Source organism: Pseudomonas sp. zfem005 (assembly GCF_032621735.1).
Lineage (GTDB): Bacteria > Pseudomonadota > Gammaproteobacteria > Pseudomonadales > Pseudomonadaceae > Metapseudomonas > Metapseudomonas solani.
In genome coordinates, this window is sequence record NZ_JAVYJE010000003.1 from 591,565 (window position 1) to 609,937 (window position 18,373).

The 18,373-nt window shown below is 65.7% G+C and carries 18 protein-coding genes; 11 read left to right on the top strand and 7 right to left on the bottom strand.

The features are described 5' to 3' along the window. The first annotated feature begins 41 nt into the window (after positions 1-41). From RTW82_RS09485 to RTW82_RS09520, 8 genes are all read left to right on the top strand, one after another. Positions 42-701, top strand: a complete 660-nt coding sequence (locus tag RTW82_RS09485; RefSeq protein WP_316924917.1) for an alpha/beta hydrolase — start codon at positions 42-44, stop codon at positions 699-701. A 27-nt stretch (positions 702-728) separates the two neighbouring features. Further along, positions 729-2,636: an acyl-CoA synthetase gene (locus RTW82_RS09490; RefSeq protein ID WP_316924918.1), complete on the top strand. Its 1,908-nt coding sequence runs from the start codon at positions 729-731 to the stop codon at positions 2,634-2,636. A gap of 301 nt (positions 2,637-2,937) precedes the next feature. Beyond that, a complete protein-coding gene (locus tag RTW82_RS09495) occupies positions 2,938-3,876 on the top strand; it encodes a GGDEF domain-containing protein (protein ID WP_021220887.1) in 939 nt (312 codons plus the stop codon). Between the two features lie 74 nt (positions 3,877-3,950). After that, entirely contained in the window at positions 3,951-5,111 is a 1,161-nt protein-coding gene (locus RTW82_RS09500) for a dipeptidase (protein ID WP_316924919.1), read from the top strand. Positions 5,112-5,269: 158 nt separating this feature from the next. Continuing rightward, entirely contained in the window at positions 5,270-6,763 is a 1,494-nt protein-coding gene (gene rhlB / locus RTW82_RS09505) for an ATP-dependent RNA helicase RhlB (RefSeq protein WP_410478778.1), read from the top strand. A 238-nt stretch (positions 6,764-7,001) separates the two neighbouring features. After that, positions 7,002-7,958, top strand: a complete 957-nt coding sequence (locus RTW82_RS09510; protein ID WP_316924921.1) for an ornithine cyclodeaminase family protein — start codon at positions 7,002-7,004, stop codon at positions 7,956-7,958. Beyond that, positions 7,955-9,079, top strand: a complete 1,125-nt coding sequence (locus tag RTW82_RS09515) for an FAD-binding oxidoreductase (RefSeq protein WP_316924922.1) — start codon at positions 7,955-7,957, stop codon at positions 9,077-9,079. The genes RTW82_RS09510 and RTW82_RS09515 overlap by 4 nt, the downstream gene beginning before the upstream one ends. Before the next feature lie 73 nt (positions 9,080-9,152). After that, the gene (locus tag RTW82_RS09520) at positions 9,153-9,794 is read left to right on the top strand and encodes a transcriptional regulator (RefSeq protein ID WP_184487472.1); all 642 of its coding nucleotides are present in this window, start codon (positions 9,153-9,155) and stop codon (positions 9,792-9,794) included. Between the two features lie 279 nt (positions 9,795-10,073). On the opposite strand, the gene RTW82_RS09525 is transcribed toward RTW82_RS09520, so the two are convergent. Continuing rightward, positions 10,074-10,850 carry an ABC transporter substrate-binding protein gene (locus RTW82_RS09525; protein ID WP_316924923.1) on the bottom strand — a complete coding sequence of 259 codons (777 nt, stop codon included), beginning with the start codon at positions 10,848-10,850 and terminating at the stop codon, positions 10,074-10,076. Between the two features lie 324 nt (positions 10,851-11,174). Here RTW82_RS09525 and RTW82_RS09530 point away from each other — a divergent pair, with 324 nt between their 5' ends. Next, complete coding sequence (locus RTW82_RS09530) at positions 11,175-11,336, top strand: hypothetical protein (RefSeq protein ID WP_021220894.1); 162 nt, start codon at positions 11,175-11,177, stop codon at positions 11,334-11,336. 9 nt (positions 11,337-11,345) lie between these two features. Here the strand turns inward: RTW82_RS09530 and moaE are convergent, their stop codons facing one another. From moaE to RTW82_RS09560, 6 genes are all read right to left on the bottom strand, one after another. Beyond that, positions 11,346-11,810, bottom strand: a complete 465-nt coding sequence (moaE, locus tag RTW82_RS09535) for a molybdopterin synthase catalytic subunit MoaE (protein ID WP_021220895.1) — start codon at positions 11,808-11,810, stop codon at positions 11,346-11,348. A gap of 1 nt (position 11,811) precedes the next feature. Continuing rightward, positions 11,812-12,060: a MoaD/ThiS family protein gene (locus RTW82_RS09540; RefSeq protein ID WP_316924924.1), complete on the bottom strand. Its 249-nt coding sequence runs from the start codon at positions 12,058-12,060 to the stop codon at positions 11,812-11,814. 2 nt (positions 12,061-12,062) lie between these two features. Beyond that, positions 12,063-12,533: a cyclic pyranopterin monophosphate synthase MoaC gene (moaC, locus tag RTW82_RS09545; protein WP_021220897.1), complete on the bottom strand. Its 471-nt coding sequence runs from the start codon at positions 12,531-12,533 to the stop codon at positions 12,063-12,065. 116 nt (positions 12,534-12,649) lie between these two features. Beyond that, positions 12,650-14,041 carry a PhoH family protein gene (locus RTW82_RS09550; RefSeq protein ID WP_021220898.1) on the bottom strand — a complete coding sequence of 464 codons (1,392 nt, stop codon included), beginning with the start codon at positions 14,039-14,041 and terminating at the stop codon, positions 12,650-12,652. A gap of 331 nt (positions 14,042-14,372) precedes the next feature. Continuing rightward, positions 14,373-15,503, bottom strand: coding sequence for a polysaccharide deacetylase family protein (locus RTW82_RS09555; RefSeq protein WP_316924925.1), 1,131 nt, complete (start codon positions 15,501-15,503; stop codon positions 14,373-14,375). 58 nt (positions 15,504-15,561) lie between these two features. Continuing rightward, complete coding sequence (locus tag RTW82_RS09560; RefSeq protein WP_043240283.1) at positions 15,562-16,728, bottom strand: tetratricopeptide repeat protein; 1,167 nt, start codon at positions 16,726-16,728, stop codon at positions 15,562-15,564. A 288-nt stretch (positions 16,729-17,016) separates the two neighbouring features. On the opposite strand from RTW82_RS09560, the gene yaaA reads away from it, so the two are divergent. Both yaaA and RTW82_RS09570 read left to right on the top strand, forming a co-directional pair. Next, positions 17,017-17,796 (top strand): peroxide stress protein YaaA, encoded by a 780-nt coding sequence (gene yaaA / locus RTW82_RS09565; protein WP_316924926.1) that lies wholly within the window; start codon positions 17,017-17,019, stop codon positions 17,794-17,796. 183 nt (positions 17,797-17,979) lie between these two features. Beyond that, positions 17,980-18,225, top strand: coding sequence for a hypothetical protein (locus RTW82_RS09570; RefSeq protein ID WP_316924927.1), 246 nt, complete (start codon positions 17,980-17,982; stop codon positions 18,223-18,225). The last annotated feature ends 148 nt before the right edge of the window (positions 18,226-18,373 follow it).

An 18,373-nucleotide genomic window follows, 5' to 3' on the forward strand; every position in this document is an offset into this window, starting at 1 on the left:
CAGCACCACTTTGGTGCATGCGCCCCGAATTGGAGCCACACATGAGTAATCCGTTGATTCTGGAGCCCACACAGTCGGCCGATGCGTGCGTCATCTGGTTGCACGGATTGGGGGCGGACCGCTACGACTTCCTGCCGGTGGCCGAAGCGCTGCAGGAGGTGCTCGACAGCGCCCGCTTCATCCTGCCCCAGGCCCCCACGCGCGCCGTCACCATCAATGGCGGCTACGCCATGCCTTCCTGGTACGACATCCTCGCCATGAGCCCGGCCCGGGCCATCGACCAGGCCCAGCTGGAACAGTCGGCGCAGAGCGTGATCGCCCTGATCGAAGCCCAGCGCGATGCCGGCATCGACCCGGCACGCATCATCCTCGCCGGCTTCTCCCAGGGCGGCGCGGTGGTGCTGCACACCGGCCTGCTGCGCTGGGAAGGTCCGCTGGGTGGGGTGCTGGCGCTGTCCACCTATGCCCCTACCTTCGGCGACACCCTGGCGCTGCCGGATACAAAACTACAACTGCCGGTTTTCTGCCTGCATGGCACCTTCGACGACGTGGTGCCGCTGGCCATGGGCCGCGCCGCACACGACAAGCTCGCCGCCGCCGGCGTTCCGGTGCAGTGGCAGGACTACCCGATGGGCCACGAGGTGCTGCCGGAGGAAATCCGCGACATAGGCGCCTGGCTGAGCGCTCGGCTGACCCGTTGATCCGCCAACCCACAACAAGAATTGGCCATGACCCAGACTCCCGTACCGCCCATTACCTCCCTGCGCGATATCGAGCTGATCGAACAGGTCTCGCTGCAGCAACGCGGCATGCCGGACAGCACCTACGCGCTGATCCGCCAGAGCGCCCAGCGCACGCCGGACGCCATCGCCATGACCTTCCTCATGCAGGGCAGCGCCGACGAGACGCCCTGGCAGCTGAGCTACGCCGAGCTGCTGGCCCAGGTCACCCGCACCGCCAACGCCTTCCACCGCCTGGGCCTCCGCCCGGGCAAGGCGGTGTCCTTCCTGCTGCCCAACCTGCCGCACACCCACTTCACCCTGTGGGGCGGCGAAGCGGCGGGCATCGTCAACGCCATCAACCCGCTGCTCGACCCCGAGCACATCGCCGAACTGGTGCGCGCCTCGGATTCCGAAGTGTTGGTGACCCTGGCGCCCTTCCCCGGCACCGACCTGTGGGACAAGGTGGCTTCCCTGCGCGATGAGCTGCCGGGCCTCAAGGCCATCGTCACGGTCGACCTCGCCAACTACCTGCCCGAGCCCCAGCGCAGCGGCCTCAAGGCTCAGCGCGGCGCCCTGCCGGAAGGCGTGCTGGACTTCGACGAGCTGATCGCCGACTGCCCCGCCGACCACCTGGAAAGCGGCCGGGTGATCGCCCCCGACGACATCGCCTCCTACTTCCACACCGGCGGCACCACCGGTACGCCCAAGCTCGCGCCACACACGCACCGCAACGAAGTAGCGATGGCGATGATCCTCGCCTACACCATCAACCTCGGCCCCCGCGACGTGACCCTCTGCGGCCTGCCGCTGTTCCACGTCAACGGCGTGATGGTCACCGGCCTCGCCCCGTTCTTCGCTGGCGCCCAGGTGCTGCTGGCAACGCCCCAGGGCTACCGCAACACCGCGCTGATCCAGAACTTCTGGAAGATCATCGAACGCTACAAGGTGAGCTTCTTCAGCGGCGTGCCCACTATCTATGCCGGCCTGCTGCAGGTGCCCAGCGAAGGGCACGACCTCTCCAGCTTGCGCTACGCCCTGTGCGGTGCGGCGCCGATGCCGGTGGAACTGATCCGCCAGTTCGAAGCAAAGACCGGCCTCACCCTGATCGAAGGCTACGGCCTTACCGAAGGCACCTGCGGCAGCTGCGGCAACCCCAGCGCGGGTGAGCGCCGTCCGGGCTCCATCGGTCTGCGCATGCCCTACTGCAACGTGGCGATCAAGGTGCTGGACGAGCAAGGCGGCTTCCTTCGCGATGCACAGCCCAACGAGATCGGCAATGTCTGCCTGCGCGGCATCACCGTGTTCAAGGGTTACCTGCAGGCCAGCAAGAACGCCGGCATCTGGGTGGACGGCGACTGGTTCAACACCGGCGACCTGGGCCGCATCGACGCCGACGGCTATATATGGCTCACCGGGCGCAGCAAGGACCTGATCATCCGTGGCGGCCACAACATCGACCCGCAGATGATCGAGGAAGCCCTGCACGGCCACCCCGCCGTGGCCATGGCCGCCGCGGTCGGCAAGCCCGACGAGAAGGCCGGCGAACTGCCGGTGGCCTACGTCCAGCTCAAGCCCGGCATGCAGGCCAGCGAGGCCGAACTGCTGGCCCACGCCGGCGCCCATGTGCCGGAACGCGCGGCAGTGCCCAAGGACGTGTGGATCATCGACGCGCTACCGGTCACCGCGGTGGGCAAGACCTTCAAGCCGACCCTGCGCCACGACGCCATCCGTCGGGTCTTCGAAGATGTCCTGGCGCCCCTGGCACCGGGGCTGAGCGTCGAAGTGCGCGCCGACGACCGCCACGGTCAACTGGCCCATATCCGGGTGCCGGACCTGCACGAGAACCGCCGTGCCGACCTGGAGCAGCGCCTGGCCGGTTTCGCCGTGCGCTACGAGCTGCATCCGCACCTCTGAGGCACGCAGCTCCCGGCACCGCGCCGGGAGCTGAACCGCCCCGCAAGGCCCATCCCAGGGCCTCCGTCGCCGTCTCGAACGAGACCACCTCCGCAGAAATGCACATTGTCCGACAACATCGGCCGGGAATGTGACGCGCTATGGTTTTCCAAACCACTGGTCGGCCTACCTTGCGGCAAGCATTGAAAGCCGTTGGGGGCGGGCATAAGGTCGATAACGGTTTTCAACGCAAAGACATGGAGTGTTTTGCGATGCCACCTCCCCAAGTTTTCCTAGTTGCTATCCAGGTCAGATGTAGCCCATGAAGAATGCGCACTGGCAGGCCGATCTGCAGCTGCTCAAACGCCAGCGACTGTTCCAGAACGTCGCCGCCAACAGCCTGCAGCAGGTCCTGCAGGAGTTCGCCGCCTGCGACCTGGAAAAAGGCGAGATCCTGCTCTCGCCCTTCAACCGCAACCAGTACCTTTACCTGCTGCTCGATGGCCAGTTGCAGGTGTACCTGGGCTCCCTCGACAACCAGCCGATGTCCACCCTGGAAGCGGGCGACTGCGCGGGTGAAATCAGCTTCATCGACAACGACCACCCCTCCGCCTATGTGGTCGCCACCCAGCCGAGCACCGTACTGCGCCTGCACCGCGAAGCGCTGTCGAAGCTGTTCCAGCAGTCACCACAGATGATGCAGAACCTCCTGGAGCTGCTCTGCGACCGGGTGCGCACGGGCAACCGGATCATTCTCGACACCGAGCAGAACGCCAACGTCGACACCCTCACCGGGCTCTACAACCGGCGCTGGCTGGAGCATATCTACGAGCGCGAAAACACCCGCTGCGCCTTCAACGGCCAGCCCATGTGCCTGCTGATGCTCGATGTCGACCACTTCAAGGCCTACAACGACCGCCACGGTCACCTGGCCGGCGACTACGCCCTCTGCCTGGTGGCCCACACCCTGCGCAACCAGTTGCGGCCGAAGGACAGCATGGCCCGCTTCGGGGGTGAGGAGTTCGTCATCCTGCTGCCGGAAATCGCGGTGGAGGAAGCGCGCAACATCGGCGAGCGCCTGCGCCAGAGCCTGGAGCAGGTGCCTTCCTTCTATTCACCGGTGGGGATACTGCCGGGGGTCACGGTGTCCATCGGCCTGACCCAGATGCAACCCAAGGACGACCTGCAGGACCTCATCGCCCGCGCCGACGCTGCCCTCTATAAGGCCAAGATGCAGGGACGTAACTGCCTTAACGGCTGAGCCCTGCTGCAGTGAGCCGGCGGCCTTGCTAGAGTTCCCGGCCACTACAACAACGAAGCCCGGATGCTCCCTCAATGCGCAAACTCCTGATCCTGCTGGTACTGGTCGTGATCGGCCTGGCGGTGTTCTTCAGCCTGCCCAGCGTCCTCGACCGGAAGATGAACAGCGTCGAATCCCCAGCTCCCTACGTCGCCAGCGAAGCGGCCAACAAGCTGCACGAAAAACTCTTCATCGCCGACCTCCACGACGACGCCCTGCTCTGGCAACGCGACCTGCTGGAGCGCCATGACTTCGGCCACAGCGACCTGCCGCGCCTGCTGGAAGGCAAGGTCGCCCTGCAGGTGTTCTCCACCGTCACCAAGACCCCGCGCGGCATCAACTACGACAGGAACGACGACGACAGCGACAACATCACCGTGCTCGCCATGGCCCAGCGCTGGCCGCCGCGTACCTGGACCAGCCTGCTGGAGCGCGCGCTGTACCAGGGCGAAAAGCTCGCCGCCGCCGCCAAGGGCAGCGACGGCAAGCTGGTGCAGGTGCGCACCCGCGCCGACTTCGAAACCTTCATCGCCGCCTGGAAGAAAGACCCCAATCGCGTCGCCGCCATCCTCGCCACCGAAGGCCTGCACCCGCTGGAAGGCAAGATCGAGAACGTCGACCGCCTGTATGACGCCGGCTTCCGCATCACCGGCCTGACCCACTTCTTCGATAACGAAGTCGGCGGTTCCGCCCACGGCATGGAAAAGGGCGGCCTCACCCGCTTCGGCCGCCGCGTGGTGGCCCACCTGGAAGAGAAGAAGATGATCATCGACCTGGCCCACGCCTCCCGCGCGCTGATCGATGACGTGCTTGAGATGGCCGAGCGCCCGGTGCTGGTCTCCCATGGCGGCGTCGAAGGCACCTGCCCCGGCCCGCGCAATCTCAGCGACGACCACGTCAAGCGCATCGCCGCCACCGGCGGGGTGATCGGCATCGGCTACTGGGATACCGCCGTGTGCGACACCTCGGTCAAGGCCATCGTCAAAGCCATCCGCTACACCAGCAACCTGGTGGGCGTCGAGCATGTGGCCCTCGGCTCCGACTTCGACGGCACCATCCACGCCCCCTTCGACACCACCGGCCTGGCCCAGCTGACCCAGGGCCTTCAGGAAGCCGGCTACAGCGAAGGCGACATCGCCAAGATCATGGGCGGCAACGTCCAGCGCCTGCTCCTGGCCAGCCTGCCCAGCGAATAACCCCCGCCCCACGCCGCCCCGACACCGGGGCGGCGCCCCTCCTACCCTGCGCAACGCCCGGAACAGAGCGGCCGCCCACGGCAAAACGCCAGGGCACTTCGCCGCGATCACATCTTGCTTTACACTGGCGCCCGTTCATTCCTTAACCAATCGACGAGATGACCGTGCTCAAAGCACTCAAAAAAATCTTTGGCAAGGGCGAAGAGCCCACTTCCGGCGTCGCCCCGACTGCCCCGGCCACCCAGGCCCCGACTCGCTCCGCTAGCGAGAGACCCCCCGCCCAGCCCAAGAAGGCGCCGCGCGCCCCGGCTGAGAAACCCGCCGCCGCTGCTGCCGCCACTGCCACCGAGCAGGCCCCCCGCGCCGAGAAGAAACCCCGCAGCGACAAACCCAGGTCCGACAAGCCCCGCCGTGAGCGTGCGCCCAAGCCGGTAGACACCTGGAAGCTGGAAGACTTCGTCGTCGAACCCATGGAAGGCAAGACCCGCTTCCATGACTTCAAGCTGTCGCCGACCCTGATGCACGCCATCCATGACCTGGGCTTCCCCTACTGCACGCCGATCCAGGCGGGCGTACTGGGCTTCACCCTCAAGGGCCAGGACGCCATCGGCCGCGCCCAGACCGGCACCGGCAAGACCGCCGCCTTCCTGATCTCGATCATCACCCAGCTGCAGCAGACCCCGCCGCCGAAAGAGCGCTACATGGGCGAGCCCCGTGCGCTGATCATCGCGCCGACCCGCGAGCTGGTGGTGCAGATCGCCAAGGACGCCCAGGCCCTGACCAAGTACACCGGTCTGAACGTCATGAGCTTCGTCGGCGGCATGGACTTCGACAAGCAGCTCAAGCAGCTGGAATCGCGCTTCTGCGACATCCTCGTGGCCACCCCCGGCCGCCTGCTGGACTTCAACCAACGTGGTGACGTGCACCTGGACATGGTCGAAGTGATGGTGCTGGACGAAGCCGACCGCATGCTCGACATGGGCTTCATCCCCCAGGTCCGCCAGATCATCCGCCAGACCCCGCACAAGGGCGAACGCCAGACCCTGCTGTTCTCCGCCACCTTCACCGACGACGTGATGAACCTGGCCAAGCAGTGGACCGTCGACCCGGCCATCGTCGAGATCGAGCCGGAGAACGTCGCCAGCGACACCGTCGAGCAGCACGTCTACGCCGTTGCCGGCAGCGACAAGTACAAGCTGCTCTACAACCTCGTCGCCCAGAACAACTGGGAGCGGGTGATGGTCTTCGCCAACCGCAAGGACGAAGTGCGCCGCATCGAAGAGCGCCTGACCAAGGACGGCATCAGCGCCGCCCAGATGTCCGGCGACGTGCCCCAGCACAAGCGCATCAAGACCCTGGAAGGCTTCCGCGAAGGCAAGATCCGCGTACTGGTCGCCACTGACGTCGCCGGCCGCGGCATCCACGTCGACGCCATCAGCCACGTAATCAACTTCACCCTGCCGGAAGACCCGGACGACTACGTGCACCGCATCGGCCGTACCGGCCGTGCCGGCACCAGCGGCACCTCCATCAGCTTCGCCGGCGAGGACGATGCCTTCGCCCTGCCGCCGATCGAAGAACTGCTGGGCCGCAAGATCAACTGCGAAACCCCGCCCGCCGAGCTGCTCAAGTCGGTGCCGCGCAAGCACTGATCGCGGCTGCCGCGCACAGAAAAGGCGAAGCCCCCGGGCTTCGCCTTTTTCATTTCCGCTCCCTTGGAGCAGTAGTAGGGTGGGCTTCAGCCCACCGTTTCTCCTTTCCCCCAAGCCACTCTCCCCCACAGAAAGAATGTTCACCCAAGCGTCATTTCCTTGCGCCCTGTCGCCCGCCTATTGCCGATCAAGACAATAAATTCCAATATGGACAAATTGTTTATATCGGAGCCCCGCCATGTCCAGCGTCCCCCCTCTGGTCGTCACGTCCGCTGAAGCCGAACGCCTGCTGCCCCGCATCGATGTGCAGGCGGCGCTGCGGCGCATGTTCCTCGACCTCGCCACGGGCGAGGCGGTGCAGCCCGCGCAGCAACTGGTGGAATTCCCCGGCGGCGGCGACTTCATCAACTACCTCGGCGTACTCGCCCGCGAGCAGGTCTACGGGGTCAAGACCTCGCCCTACCTGCCACGCCCGGACGGCGCCGTGGTCACCGCCTGGACCCTGCTGATGTCCATGCAGAGCGGCCAGCCGCTGATGCTCTGCGATGCCGCCACCCTGACCACCGAGCGCACCGCCGCCACCACCGCCGTAGCGGTCGATGCCCTGGCCCCGGAAGCGGCCACGCAGCTGGCGGTGATCGGTAGCGGTGCCGTGGCCCGCGCCCATATCCGCCACTGCCTGGCGCTGCGCCCCTGGCAACAGGTGCGCGTGTATTCGCCACGCCTGCAGCCCGACAGCGAGCGGGCCGACGCCCTGCGCGCCCTCGACCCGCGCGTGGAGGTCTGCGCCAGCCAGGACGCCGCCCTGGCCGACGCCGAGGTGATCCTGCTCTGCACCTCCGCCGCCACCCCGGTGCTGGACCCACGCCAACTCGGCCGCGCCACCCTGGTCACCTCCATCAGCACCAACGCCCCGCGTGCCCATGAAGTGCCGCCGGCAGCCCTGGCGGAGATGGATATCTACTGCGACTACCGCGCCACCACCCCCGGCAGCGCCGGCGAGATGCGCATCGCCGCCGAACAGCATGGCTGGAGCCCGGAAGCCGTGCGCGGCGACCTGCCCGAGCTGCTCGCCGACCGCGCGCAGCGCCCCGACTACCGCCGCCCGGTATTCTTCCGCTCCATCGGCCTCGGCCTCGAAGACGTCGCCCTGGCCAACGCGCTCTATCACCTCAAGTGCGAGGCGTCGGCATGAACCAGCTGGACTTCATCATCATCGGCGCGGGCATCGCCGGCGCCTCCACCGGCTACTGGCTGTCGCGCCAGGGCAAGGTCGCGGTGCTGGAGCGCGAAGAGCACGCCGGCTACCACTCCACCGGCCGCTCCGCCGCGCTCTACACCGTCGCCTACGGCACGCCCCAGGTGCGCGCGCTGACCGGTGCCAGCCGGGCCTTCTTCGACAACCCGCCGGAAGGCTTCAGCGAGCACCCGATCCTCACGCCCCGTGGCGAGATGGTGGTGGACTTCAGCGATGACCCGGACGAGTTGCGCCGCCAGTTCGACAGCGCCCGCGAGAGCGTCGCCGAGGTGCAACTGCTGGACGCCGACCAGGCCTGCGCCCTGGTACCGGTTCTGCGCCGCGAGAAGGTCTTCGGCGCCATGCTCGACCCCAGCGCCGCCGACATCGACACCGACGCCCTGCACCAGGGCTACCTGCGCGGCATCCGCCGCAATGGCGGCACGGTGCACACCGGCCATGACGTGCAAGCCATCGCCCGCGAGGGCGACCTGTGGCGCGTCACCACCGGTCAGGGCGAGTTCAGCGCGCCGGTGCTGGTGAACGCCGCCGGTGCCTGGTGCGACGGCCTCGCCGCCCTCGCCGGCGTGCGCCCCCTGGGCCTGCAACCGAAACGCCGCGCAGCCTTCATCTTCGCCGCGCCGGAAGGCGTCGACAGCCATGCCTGGCCGGCGCTGGTGAGCCTGGACGAGTCCTTCTACTTCAAGCCCGACGCCGGCATGCTGCTGGGCTCACCCGCCAATGCCGACCCGGTGGACGCCCACGACGTGCAGCCCGAAGAGCTGGACATCGCCATGGGCATCCACCAGATCGAGGAGCACACCCACATGAGCATCCGCCGCCCCGCCCGCACCTGGGCCGGGCTGCGCTCGTTCTTCGCCGACGGCGACCTGGTGGCCGGCTACGACGACCAGGCGCCGGGCTTCTTCTGGGTCGCCGGCCAGGGCGGCTACGGCATCCAGACCTCCGCCGCCATGGGCGAGGCCAGCGCCAGCCTGATCCTGCGCCAGCCGTTGCCGGAGCACCTGGGCCGCTTCGGCCTGACTGCTGCGCTGCTCTCCCCGGTCCGCCTCAGGTGACGCCCGGCGCGCTTTGCGCCACACTCGCCGGGCCGCGCCAAAGGGGCGCGGCCAAGCCTTTGCGGAGCCTTCCATGACGCCTCGTCCCGATCCGGCATTCGACAACTTCCGGGCCATAGCCGACGGCATCGCCACCCTGTTCTTCCCCCATGCCGAAGTGGTGGTGCACGACCTGCGCACGCAAAAGGTCGCCTACATCGCCAACAACATCTCCAAGCGCTGCATCGGCGATGACGCGGCACTGGAGGACATGCTCGAGGATGGCGGCGAGGCGCGGAACATCGGCCCCTACGAGAAGCTCAACTGGGACGGACAGAAGATCCGCTCCGTCAGCACCGTGCTGCAGGACGCCAAGGGCAAGCCGCTGGCGGTGCTGTGCATCAACCTGAATATCTCGCTGTTCGAAAGCGCCAAGGCGGCCCTGGACCTGTTCCTCGCCCCGGGCAAGCTGATCCCCCAGCCCGACGCGCTGTTCCGCGACGACTGGCAGGAGCGCATCAACACCTTCCTGCACAACTGGATGCGCCAGCGCCAGCTCGGCCTCAACCTGCTCAGCCGCGAGCACAAGCGCGAACTGGTCCTGGCCCTGCACGCCGAAGGCGCCTTCAAGGGCAAGAGCGCCGCCAACTACGTCGCCAACGTCCTCAACATGGGCCGCGCCACCGTCTACAAGCACCTGCGCGAACTCAAGGAAGAACCCGAAAACGAGGTGTAAGGGCCAATTCATTCGCCCACACCCACACACCGGGGCCCCGTAGGATGGCGTAGAGCGCAGCGAAACCCATGCTGCCAATCGCCAACCCCACCTCCGCATGGTGGAGGTAAAAAGCGACCTCCACCCTACGCACCGACCCACCCCGTAGCCCCCCGTAGGAGCACATTCATTCGCGATCGGGCCCACCGGCAAACGTTGGGCCTCGCTGCGCTCGGCGCCAACCTACGGACGCTTCTCACGCCGGAACCCGGGCGGCGCATCGCACCGCCCCTCTCCCCTTCAATCCCCGTAGATATCGAAGTCGAAGTACTTCGCCTGGATCTTCTGGTAGGTGCCGTTGCTGCGCAGGGCGGTGATGGCCGCGTCCAGCTTGTCACGCAGCTCGGCATCGCCCTTGCGCACGGCGATCCCGGCGCCCTCGCCGAAGTACTGCGGGTCCTTCAGCACCGGGCCGACGAACTCGTAGTCCTTGCCGTTCTCGGTCTTGAGGAAGCCTTCGTTGAGCGGGAAGGCGTCCGCCAGCACCGCGTCCAGGCGCCCGGAGAGCAGGTCCAGGTAGATCTCGTTCTGGGTGCTGTAGCGCACCACCTTCACGCCCTTGGGCTCCAGCACCTCGGTGGCGAAGCGGTCGGTGGTGGTGGAGCGCTGGGTGCCGACGGTCTTGCCCACCAGTTGGGAGAAGTCCTCGCTCACCGCACTGCCCTTCTTCATCGCCAGGCGGGCGGGGCTGTAATAGTACTTGTGGGTGAAATCCACCGACTTGCGGCGCTCGTCGGTGATGGTCATGGACGACAGGATCGCATCCACCTTCTTCACCTTCAGCGAGGGGATCAGGCCGTCGAACTCCTGCTCGATCCACTGGCACTTGACCTTCATCTCCTCGCACAGCGCATTGCCGATGTCGTAGTCGAAGCCTTCGATCTGCCCCGCCGGGGTCTTGTAGGCGAAGGGCGGATAGGCCGCCTCGATGCCCAGGCGCAAGGGCTTGTCGGCGGCGAACAGGCTGGATGCCACGAGGCTCAGGGCGATACCGCCCAGCAGTGCGATTTTCTTCATGGTGCGACTCCCGCGATGCATGTCAGGGCCCGCCAGGGCGGCAGGCCGGTTCTTGTGAGCGTTGATGGAGGGCAGAGAAACGCAGCCGGGCGATTCCGGCGGGCGCATGGAGCGTGTTCGGCGAAGGTTGGCGTGCATGGACGCAGCCCTGTCTTGTACTTATTTGTCCACTCTGGACTTATTCGTACAAATCGTCAATTGCCGTCCGCCTCATTTCCAGGGCCGCAAAAAGCCGGCCGGCCCGGTGGAATGACCCAGGTCAGCCCCACGCGCCGAAGCGCCGGCTAGTCTGCAAGCAGAGACCTGGAAGGAATGGAGAACGGCATGGACAACGTGCACATCATGATCGCCCTGCTGGTCGCGGGCTTCCTCCTGCTCGGCATCGGCTTCAGCAACCGCGAACGGGAATGGGGCATCTGGCTGACGGGCCTGGGCACGGCCTCGATGTTCGCGCCCATCCTGCTGAAGATGTACATCGAACTCTGAGCCGCCGGCTCAGCTGCGCTTGTCGCCTTCCCAGCGCTGTGCCGCCGCCTGGTCGCTGCAGCGGCCTTCGACCCAGCGCGGGCCTTCGGCGGTATCTTCCTTTTTCCAGAAGGGCGCGCGGGTCTTGAGGTAGTCCATGATGAAGTTGCAGGCGTCGAACGCCGCCTGGCGGTGGGCGCTGGCGGTGCCGACGAAGACAATCGGCTCGCCCGGTTCCAGGCGGCCGATGCGGTGGAGGATGTCGACCTTGAGCAGCGGCCAGCGTTGCCGGGCTTCCTCGGCGATCTTCTCCAGGGCCTTCTCGGTCATCCCCGGGTAGTGTTCGAGGAACATCCCGGAAACATCCTGGCCCTCGTTGAAATCGCGCACATAGCCGACGAAGCCGACCACCGCGCCAACGCCGACGTTGGCCGCATGCAGGGCGTTCAGTTCGGTGCCGGGGTCGAAGGCCGTGGCCTGTACGCGAATGCCCATGTCAGCCTCCGGTCACGGTGGGGAAAAAGGCCACTTCGTCGCCGTCGGTCAGCGCCTCGTCGAGGCTGCACAGTTCCTGGTTGCGGGCGCACATCAGGTTCTGTTCGTCGAGCACGTCCCATACGCCGCCACGGGCCAGCAGGCGGCGACGCAGGTCATCCAGCTTCGCGAACGCCGGGTCCCAGGCAAGCTGCTCGCCTTCGAGGCCGAGCGCTTCACGGTAACGGGCGAAATACTGCACGCGAATCATCTTCACTCCCCGGCCTGGTAATGGCCGCTCTTGCCGCCGAGCTTTTCCAGCAGGCGTACGCTTTCGATGGTCATGCCGCGGTCCACCGCCTTGCACATGTCGTAGAGGGTCAGGGCGGCGACGCTGGCGGCGGTCAGCGCCTCCATTTCCACCCCGGTCTGCCCGGCCAGCTTGCAGCGGGCGACGATGTGCACCGTGTCGTCGCCTTCGGCGGCGAGCTCGACCTTGACGCTGGTGAGCATCAGCGGGTGGCACAGGGGAATCAGGTCGGAAGTCTTCTTCGCCGCCTGGATGCCGGCGATGCGCGCCACGGCGAACACGTCGCCCTTGGGGTGGCCGCCGGCCTGGATCATGGCCAGGGTTTCCGGGCGCATGCGCACCCGCGCTTCGGCCGTTGCCTCACGGGAAGTCACCGCTTTTTCGGTGACGTCGACCATATTGGCGCGGCCTTGGGAATCGAGATGGGTCAACACTGCTTAGCTCCTCTGGCGGTCACCATGAAGTGGTCCGCAGGGAGCAGATTGTATACAAATACGCGGATTATCGAAGGGCTTTCGCCGGGCGGATCGCTCCGCCCGGCGGCCGTTCGTCACATGTGGGCTTCGGCGTACTCCGCCAGCACCGAACGCGGTACGCCCTGCAGGGTGATGTGCACACCATGGGGGAAGTCCTTGAAGCGCTCGGTGAGGTAGGTCAGGCCGGAGCTGGGTGCGGACAGGTAGGGGGTGTCGATCTGCGCCAGGTTGCCCAGGCAGATCACCTTCGAGCCGGTGCCGGCACGGGTGATGATGGTCTTCATCTGGTGCGGCGTGAGGTTCTGGCACTCGTCGATCAGGATCAGGCTCTGCTGGAAGCTGCGCCCGCGTATGTAGTTGAGGGATTTGAACTGCAGCGGCACCTTGCTGAGGATGTAGTCGACGCTGCCGTGGGTGCTCTCGTCGTCCATGTGCAGGGCTTCGAGGTTGTCGGTGATGGCGCCCAGCCAGGGCTCCATCTTCTCGGCCTCGGTGCCGGGCAGGAAGCCGATCTCCTGGTCCAGCCCCTGCACGCTGCGGGTGGCGATGATGCGCCGGTAGCGCTTGCTGACCATGGTCTGCTCGATGGCCGCCGCCAGCGCCAGGATGGTCTTGCCGGAGCCCGCCGCACCCGAGAGGTTGACCAGGTGGATGTCCGGGTCGAGCAAGGCGAACAGCGCCAGGGCCTGGTAGATGTCACGCGGGCGCAGGCCCCAGGCTTCCTGGTGCAGCAAGGGTTCCTGGTGCAGGTCGAGGATCAGCAGCTCATCGGCCTTGATGCCCTTGATCCAGCCGACGAAGCCCTGTTCGTCGACGATGAACTCGTTGACGTGGACGGCCGGCAGGTTGTCGGTGAGTTGCACGCGGTGCCAGGCGCGGCCGTGGTCCTGGCGGGTTTCCACCTTGCTGACGCGGTCCCAGAAGGAACCGGCCATGGTGTGGTAGCCACGGGACAGCAGCGAAACGTCGTCGACCAACTGGTCGGTGTGGTAGTCCTCCGAGTCGATGCCACAGGCGCGCGCCTTCAGGCGCATGTTGATGTCCTTGGTCACCAGCACCACGGACATGCCCGGGCGCCGGGTCTTCAGCTCCACCAACTGGTTGATGATCTTGTTGTCGTTGAGGTCTTCCGGCAGCCAGGTGATGGGGGCTGCGCTCTTGCTCATGAGTATCGAGAGAAAGCCGCAGGGGCCGCTCTTTTCCCGCTGGATAGGTACGCCGTGCTCAACCTGCTCGGGCGTGGCACCGCCCAGGATCTTGTCGATCAGCCGAATCGCCTGGCGGCATTCGGCGGCTACGCCTTGCTTGCCCGTCTTCAGCTTGTCGAGTTCCTCCAGCACGGTCATGGGGATGGCCACGTGGTGTTCTTCGAAGTTGAGGATGGCGTTGGGATCGTGGATCAGAACGTTCGTATCGAGGGCGTAGAGGGTTGGAGCGGTGGGGCGGGCGCGTCCGTGATCATCCATACTCGGTCACCTTCTTGTCGGTCCGGGCGACGGAATGCCATGACGGCTCTCCGCCGAGGAAGGACTACCGTCCCCTTCTGGCCGGGTCATGCCGGTCGCCAGGGGAGCCCGAGAAGCGCAGGTGAGGGCCTTGTGGCCGCCACCTGTCTTCAGGATTCGGCGGTCTGATTCGTTAATAACCCAATACGGATGACAGAAAAAAGAACTTTTTTCCCCCCGGACAATTTTTTTTCCATGCGACGAATAACCCTTGGCGTCATCCCTTGCCATCGCTAAAGTCGAAAGTCCTCCTGCTTCACTTCCTGCATTCCGACCGCCCGGTCAGCCCTTCCTAGCGATAGCTCCGACAGTCTTCCCAGGTCAGCCCTGCCGCGCTCGTCTGTGCATGCAACCAGGGCACCGCCGTCTGCGCCTTGGAGTGGATGTCGTGGAACAGAATCACCCCGCGCCGCCACAGCAGCATCAGGCTGAGCACGCGCTGGCCGGCCGCATCGCCGCTGACCCGAGCGTTCCAGTCCTGGGAGTCGATGTTCCACAGCGCCACCTGCAACCCCTGCCCGGCGAAGAAGGCGGCGCTGTCGGCCTTGCGCTGGCCATAGGGCGGGCGGAACAGCGGCATGGCGTTGTCCGGCAGCGTCTTGCCCAGCAGCGCCTGCACGCGGGTGACCGAGTCCTGCCACTGCTCCCAAGTGGCGTGGGATTTGTGCTCCCAGCCATGGGAGGCCACGCACTGGCCGGCATACAGCTCGCCCAGGGCCTTGGCGGAGGTCTTCTGCAAGCGCGCCTGCAGGCTCTGGCCGAGGACAAAGAAGGTGCCGTTGACGCCATTGGCCCGCAGCCAGGGGGTCAGCCGATCACTGTGGCCACCCACCGGCGTGGGGCCGTCGTCGAAGGTCAGGAGGAAGTGACGGTCCGCCAGTTCCTCACCGTTGCGCTCCTGGGCGGAGAACATTCCGATCTCGCTGCTGACCCGGGGGAACAGCGCCGCCAGGCGCATTTCTTCGTCCAGGTAGACCTGGTGGAAGCGCCGGCTCGCCTCGACCCAGGCGAAGAAGGGCGAATCCGGTGCCACATCGAAGCGCTTCGCCTGCTCGCGCAGTGCCGCCTCATCGTTCGCTGGCGGGCAGAAGGGGCTGCTGGCGGTGCAGCCCCGGCTGGCCAGACGGTAGTTATCCACAAGGCGCGCCCAGAAGTGCTTGCGCGTGGTCTCGATGCCATCGAGGTTGGCTGCCTTCAGGTCCAGGCGCTGCTGCCAGGCGCCGGCATCCAGCGTCTCGCTCTGCAGCAGGGTCTGGGCGAACACCAGGATCTCCGCCCGCGAGGCGTCATCGAAACGCGCCGGGCTGTCCAGCGCGGCGGGCCAGGTGCTGCGGTCCAGCAAGGCGACCGCACGGGGGCCGGCGGCCTGTGCCATGCCGGCGCCAAGGGCCAGGACGAGCCCCAGGGAAATGGCTCTGAACATAAATGCGTACTCCAATGAAAAACGCGCCCCGAAGGGCGCGCTGGTTACCGATAGTGGATCAGTGGCGGTCCTGAACCCGTTGGATCGCCTTGTCGTACACCGGGTTGGCCTTCTGCTCCTTGGCCAGGTGGTAGTGGCGCAGGGCGTCGTCGAACTGCTCGGCCTCTTCATAGATGCGCGCGATGTTGTAGTAGGAGCTCGCGCGCACAGTGGCGGCATTGGCGCCGCTGGCCAGGGCGATGGCCTTGCGGTTGGCCCAGATCGCCTCGGCGGTGCGGCCGGCCTTCTGGTAAGCCAGGCCGAGGTTGCTGTACGCCTGGCCGAAGTTGGCATTGAGCTCGATGGCCTGGCGGTAGAGGTCGATGGCCTGGTCCAGCTTGCCGTCGTGGTACGCCGCCTCGCCCTGCTTGTTCAGTGCCTTGGCATCGCCCTGGGCGGCCTGGGTCACGGCCTGGGCAGCCACGTCCTGGCCATTGCCCAGCAGCGGCTCGATGTCGCCGAGTACATAGTTGGCATCCTGGGCCTTGCTGCCTTCGAGGGTGTTGATGTCCTGGAAGTCGCCGTTGCCGGAAAGGCGGAACACCTTCCACAGGTTGCCGCGCTGGTCCTTCGGCACGTAGTAGGTACGCACCAGGGACTGGCCGACATAGACGAAGACCTTGGCCTGGCTGAGGGACAGCGCCTTGGAGGACGGGTTGTTGATATTGGTGAAGTCATGCACCGCGTACACGTAGGTCTCGCCGAAGCGCTTCTTGTGCAGGGTGATGGTTTCCGGGCCGAAGCTGTCGGTGTCGTCCACGTCGAGGTCGGCATCGGTGCCTTCCTTGGCGTCGAAATAGATGTGGTTGCCGGGGAAGGCGATGTGCGAGTCCAGGTCCGCCGGAGTCTCGCCCCAGCTCAGCACCACGCGCATGCCGTCCAGGTCCTGCATCACCGGGCTTACCGCGTAGGTCATGCCCTTGCACGGGCACTTGGCGACCAGGTTGGAGTAGCCGTCCTTCTTGATGATCAGCAGCGCGTCGGCGTCATCGGCGAAGGCGCTGTCCAGGGTCACCTGGCCCTGGGCGTTGGTCTTGCCGGCGGCGGTCTGCGCGCCGTTCTTCTGCACCAGCACCTCGGCACCCGCGATCTTCTGGTCCTTGACCACAGCGCTGAGCACTTCGATGGGCAGCTGTTCGGCCTGGGCCAGGGCGGCGCTGGAAGCCAACAGCAGGGATAGGGCGATACGCGAGAGGGTCTTCACTACGACCTCCTTGTCAAAGTGGATGAGAGGGGGCCGGCGGATGCGCCGGGCGTCGCACTATAGCGCAACGCCCCAGGCGCCGAATGTGATGTGTGGCAACCGGGCGAGGGAATCGCTCCAGCAGCGGGGGGCTGAAGCCCTATATAGAAGGCGTTCACGGGGCAGGCCCCCTGCCCGCCCAGGCAACACCTGACAGCGTCAATCGTCCCCATAGGTGGAGCCCAACGGTGCAAATCCCTAGAATCGCCGCATTCCTGAAGGAGACGACTCATGCTGCTGGTGATTTCCCCCGCCAAGACCCTGGACTATGAAACCCCGCCGGTGACTCCGCGCCACACCCAGCCCCAGCACCTGGACCACGCCCAGGAGCTGATCCAGCAACTGCGCACCCTGGCGCCGAACGAGATCGCCGAGCTGATGCACCTGTCCGACAAGCTCGCCGGCCTCAATGCCGCGCGCTACGGCAGCTGGCACCCGGAGTTCACCCCGGCGAACGCCAAGCAGGCCCTGCTCGCCTTCAAGGGCGACGTCTACACCGGCCTCGATGCCGAGAGCTTTGCCGAGGCCGACTTCGACTTCGCCCAGCGCCACCTGCGCATGCTCTCCGGCCTCTACGGCCTGCTGCGCCCGCTGGACCTGATGCAGCCCTATCGCCTGGAGATGGGCACCAAGCTGGCCAACACCCGCGGCAAGGACCTCTACGCCTTCTGGGGCGAGCGCATCAGCGGCTGGCTCAACGAAGCCCTGGCCGAACAGGGCGACGACATCCTGCTCAACCTCGCCTCCAACGAATACTTCAGCTCGGTGAAGCGCAAGGCCCTCAACGCCCGCATCATCGACACCGAATTCAAGGACCTGAAGAACGGCCAGTACAAGATCATCAGCTTCTACGCCAAGAAGGCCCGTGGCCTCATGGCCCGCTACGTGATCAAGGAGCGCCTGACCGACCCCAAGGGCCTCAAGGACTTCGACTACCAGGGCTACCGCTACAACGCCGAAGCCTCCTCGGCAGACAAGCTGGTGTTCCTCCGCGACACCCCGCAGGACTGATTCTCCCGCCCCGTTTCCCGCCACAACCTGCCATTGGTTGGGCGACGCCTCCAGGAGTCGTCCAACCGGCCAATCTTTCTTCTCCCCCGCCACTTCAGCGCACCGGCTCGGTGCCATCACTTTAAATCCCCCTGGAACTAACGTACCGCCTGCCTAACAACTGGCCAGGGAACTTCCGCGCTGTTGCGTAAACAACGCGCAGGCTCTAGCACGGGCCATAGCGAACTACCGCTGCGCTTGCCCAAGTTAAAAACAGGGAACTTTTCCAGCGCGGTGAAATACGCAAAATTTGCCATCAAAGTGCAATTACAAATGGCCGTAGCCGATGAATTGCAACAAATCAAATTGATGACGAACGGTAGGAACTATCCGAAAACCCGAACACTCATAACCCCGTCACTTAATTCTTCACGCAATATTTCAGCGTGATTCCAAACTGCCCCCATGTATCGGAATGCTCCGAGGGGGAAGTTGTGCGCCAGAAACCAGACAGGCGAACTAAGAGGAGAAGTTAGACACAGGATCGACTGACAAGAACCAGGGACAAGAGCCAGTAAGGTAATCAGTCCAGGAACCC

What these genes read in the sequence shown, in the direction of transcription:
- RTW82_RS09490 (WP_316924918.1), top strand. Translation starts at nt 729, where the DNA reads ATGACCCAGACTCCCGTACCGCCCATTACCTCCCTGCGCGATATCGAG.
- moaE (WP_021220895.1), bottom strand. Translation starts at nt 11,810, where the DNA reads ATGGGCATTCGCGTACAGGCCACGGCCTTCGACCCCGGCACCGAACTG.
- RTW82_RS09550 (WP_021220898.1), bottom strand. Translation starts at nt 14,041, where the DNA reads ATGGATGATCACGGACGCGCCCGCCCCACCGCTCCAACCCTCTACGCC.
- RTW82_RS09540 (WP_316924924.1), bottom strand. Translation starts at nt 12,060, where the DNA reads ATGATTCGCGTGCAGTATTTCGCCCGTTACCGTGAAGCGCTCGGCCTC.
- yaaA (WP_316924926.1), top strand. Translation starts at nt 17,017, where the DNA reads ATGCTGCTGGTGATTTCCCCCGCCAAGACCCTGGACTATGAAACCCCG.
- RTW82_RS09500 (WP_316924919.1), top strand. Translation starts at nt 3,951, where the DNA reads ATGCGCAAACTCCTGATCCTGCTGGTACTGGTCGTGATCGGCCTGGCG.
- RTW82_RS09525 (WP_316924923.1), bottom strand. Translation starts at nt 10,850, where the DNA reads ATGAAGAAAATCGCACTGCTGGGCGGTATCGCCCTGAGCCTCGTGGCA.
- RTW82_RS09495 (WP_021220887.1), top strand. Translation starts at nt 2,938, where the DNA reads ATGAAGAATGCGCACTGGCAGGCCGATCTGCAGCTGCTCAAACGCCAG.
- RTW82_RS09515 (WP_316924922.1), top strand. Translation starts at nt 7,955, where the DNA reads ATGAACCAGCTGGACTTCATCATCATCGGCGCGGGCATCGCCGGCGCC.
- RTW82_RS09520 (WP_184487472.1), top strand. Translation starts at nt 9,153, where the DNA reads ATGACGCCTCGTCCCGATCCGGCATTCGACAACTTCCGGGCCATAGCC.
- RTW82_RS09510 (WP_316924921.1), top strand. Translation starts at nt 7,002, where the DNA reads ATGTCCAGCGTCCCCCCTCTGGTCGTCACGTCCGCTGAAGCCGAACGC.
- RTW82_RS09485 (WP_316924917.1), top strand. Translation starts at nt 42, where the DNA reads ATGAGTAATCCGTTGATTCTGGAGCCCACACAGTCGGCCGATGCGTGC.
- rhlB (WP_410478778.1), top strand. Translation starts at nt 5,270, where the DNA reads ATGACCGTGCTCAAAGCACTCAAAAAAATCTTTGGCAAGGGCGAAGAG.
- RTW82_RS09530 (WP_021220894.1), top strand. Translation starts at nt 11,175, where the DNA reads ATGGACAACGTGCACATCATGATCGCCCTGCTGGTCGCGGGCTTCCTC.
- RTW82_RS09555 (WP_316924925.1), bottom strand. Translation starts at nt 15,503, where the DNA reads ATGTTCAGAGCCATTTCCCTGGGGCTCGTCCTGGCCCTTGGCGCCGGC.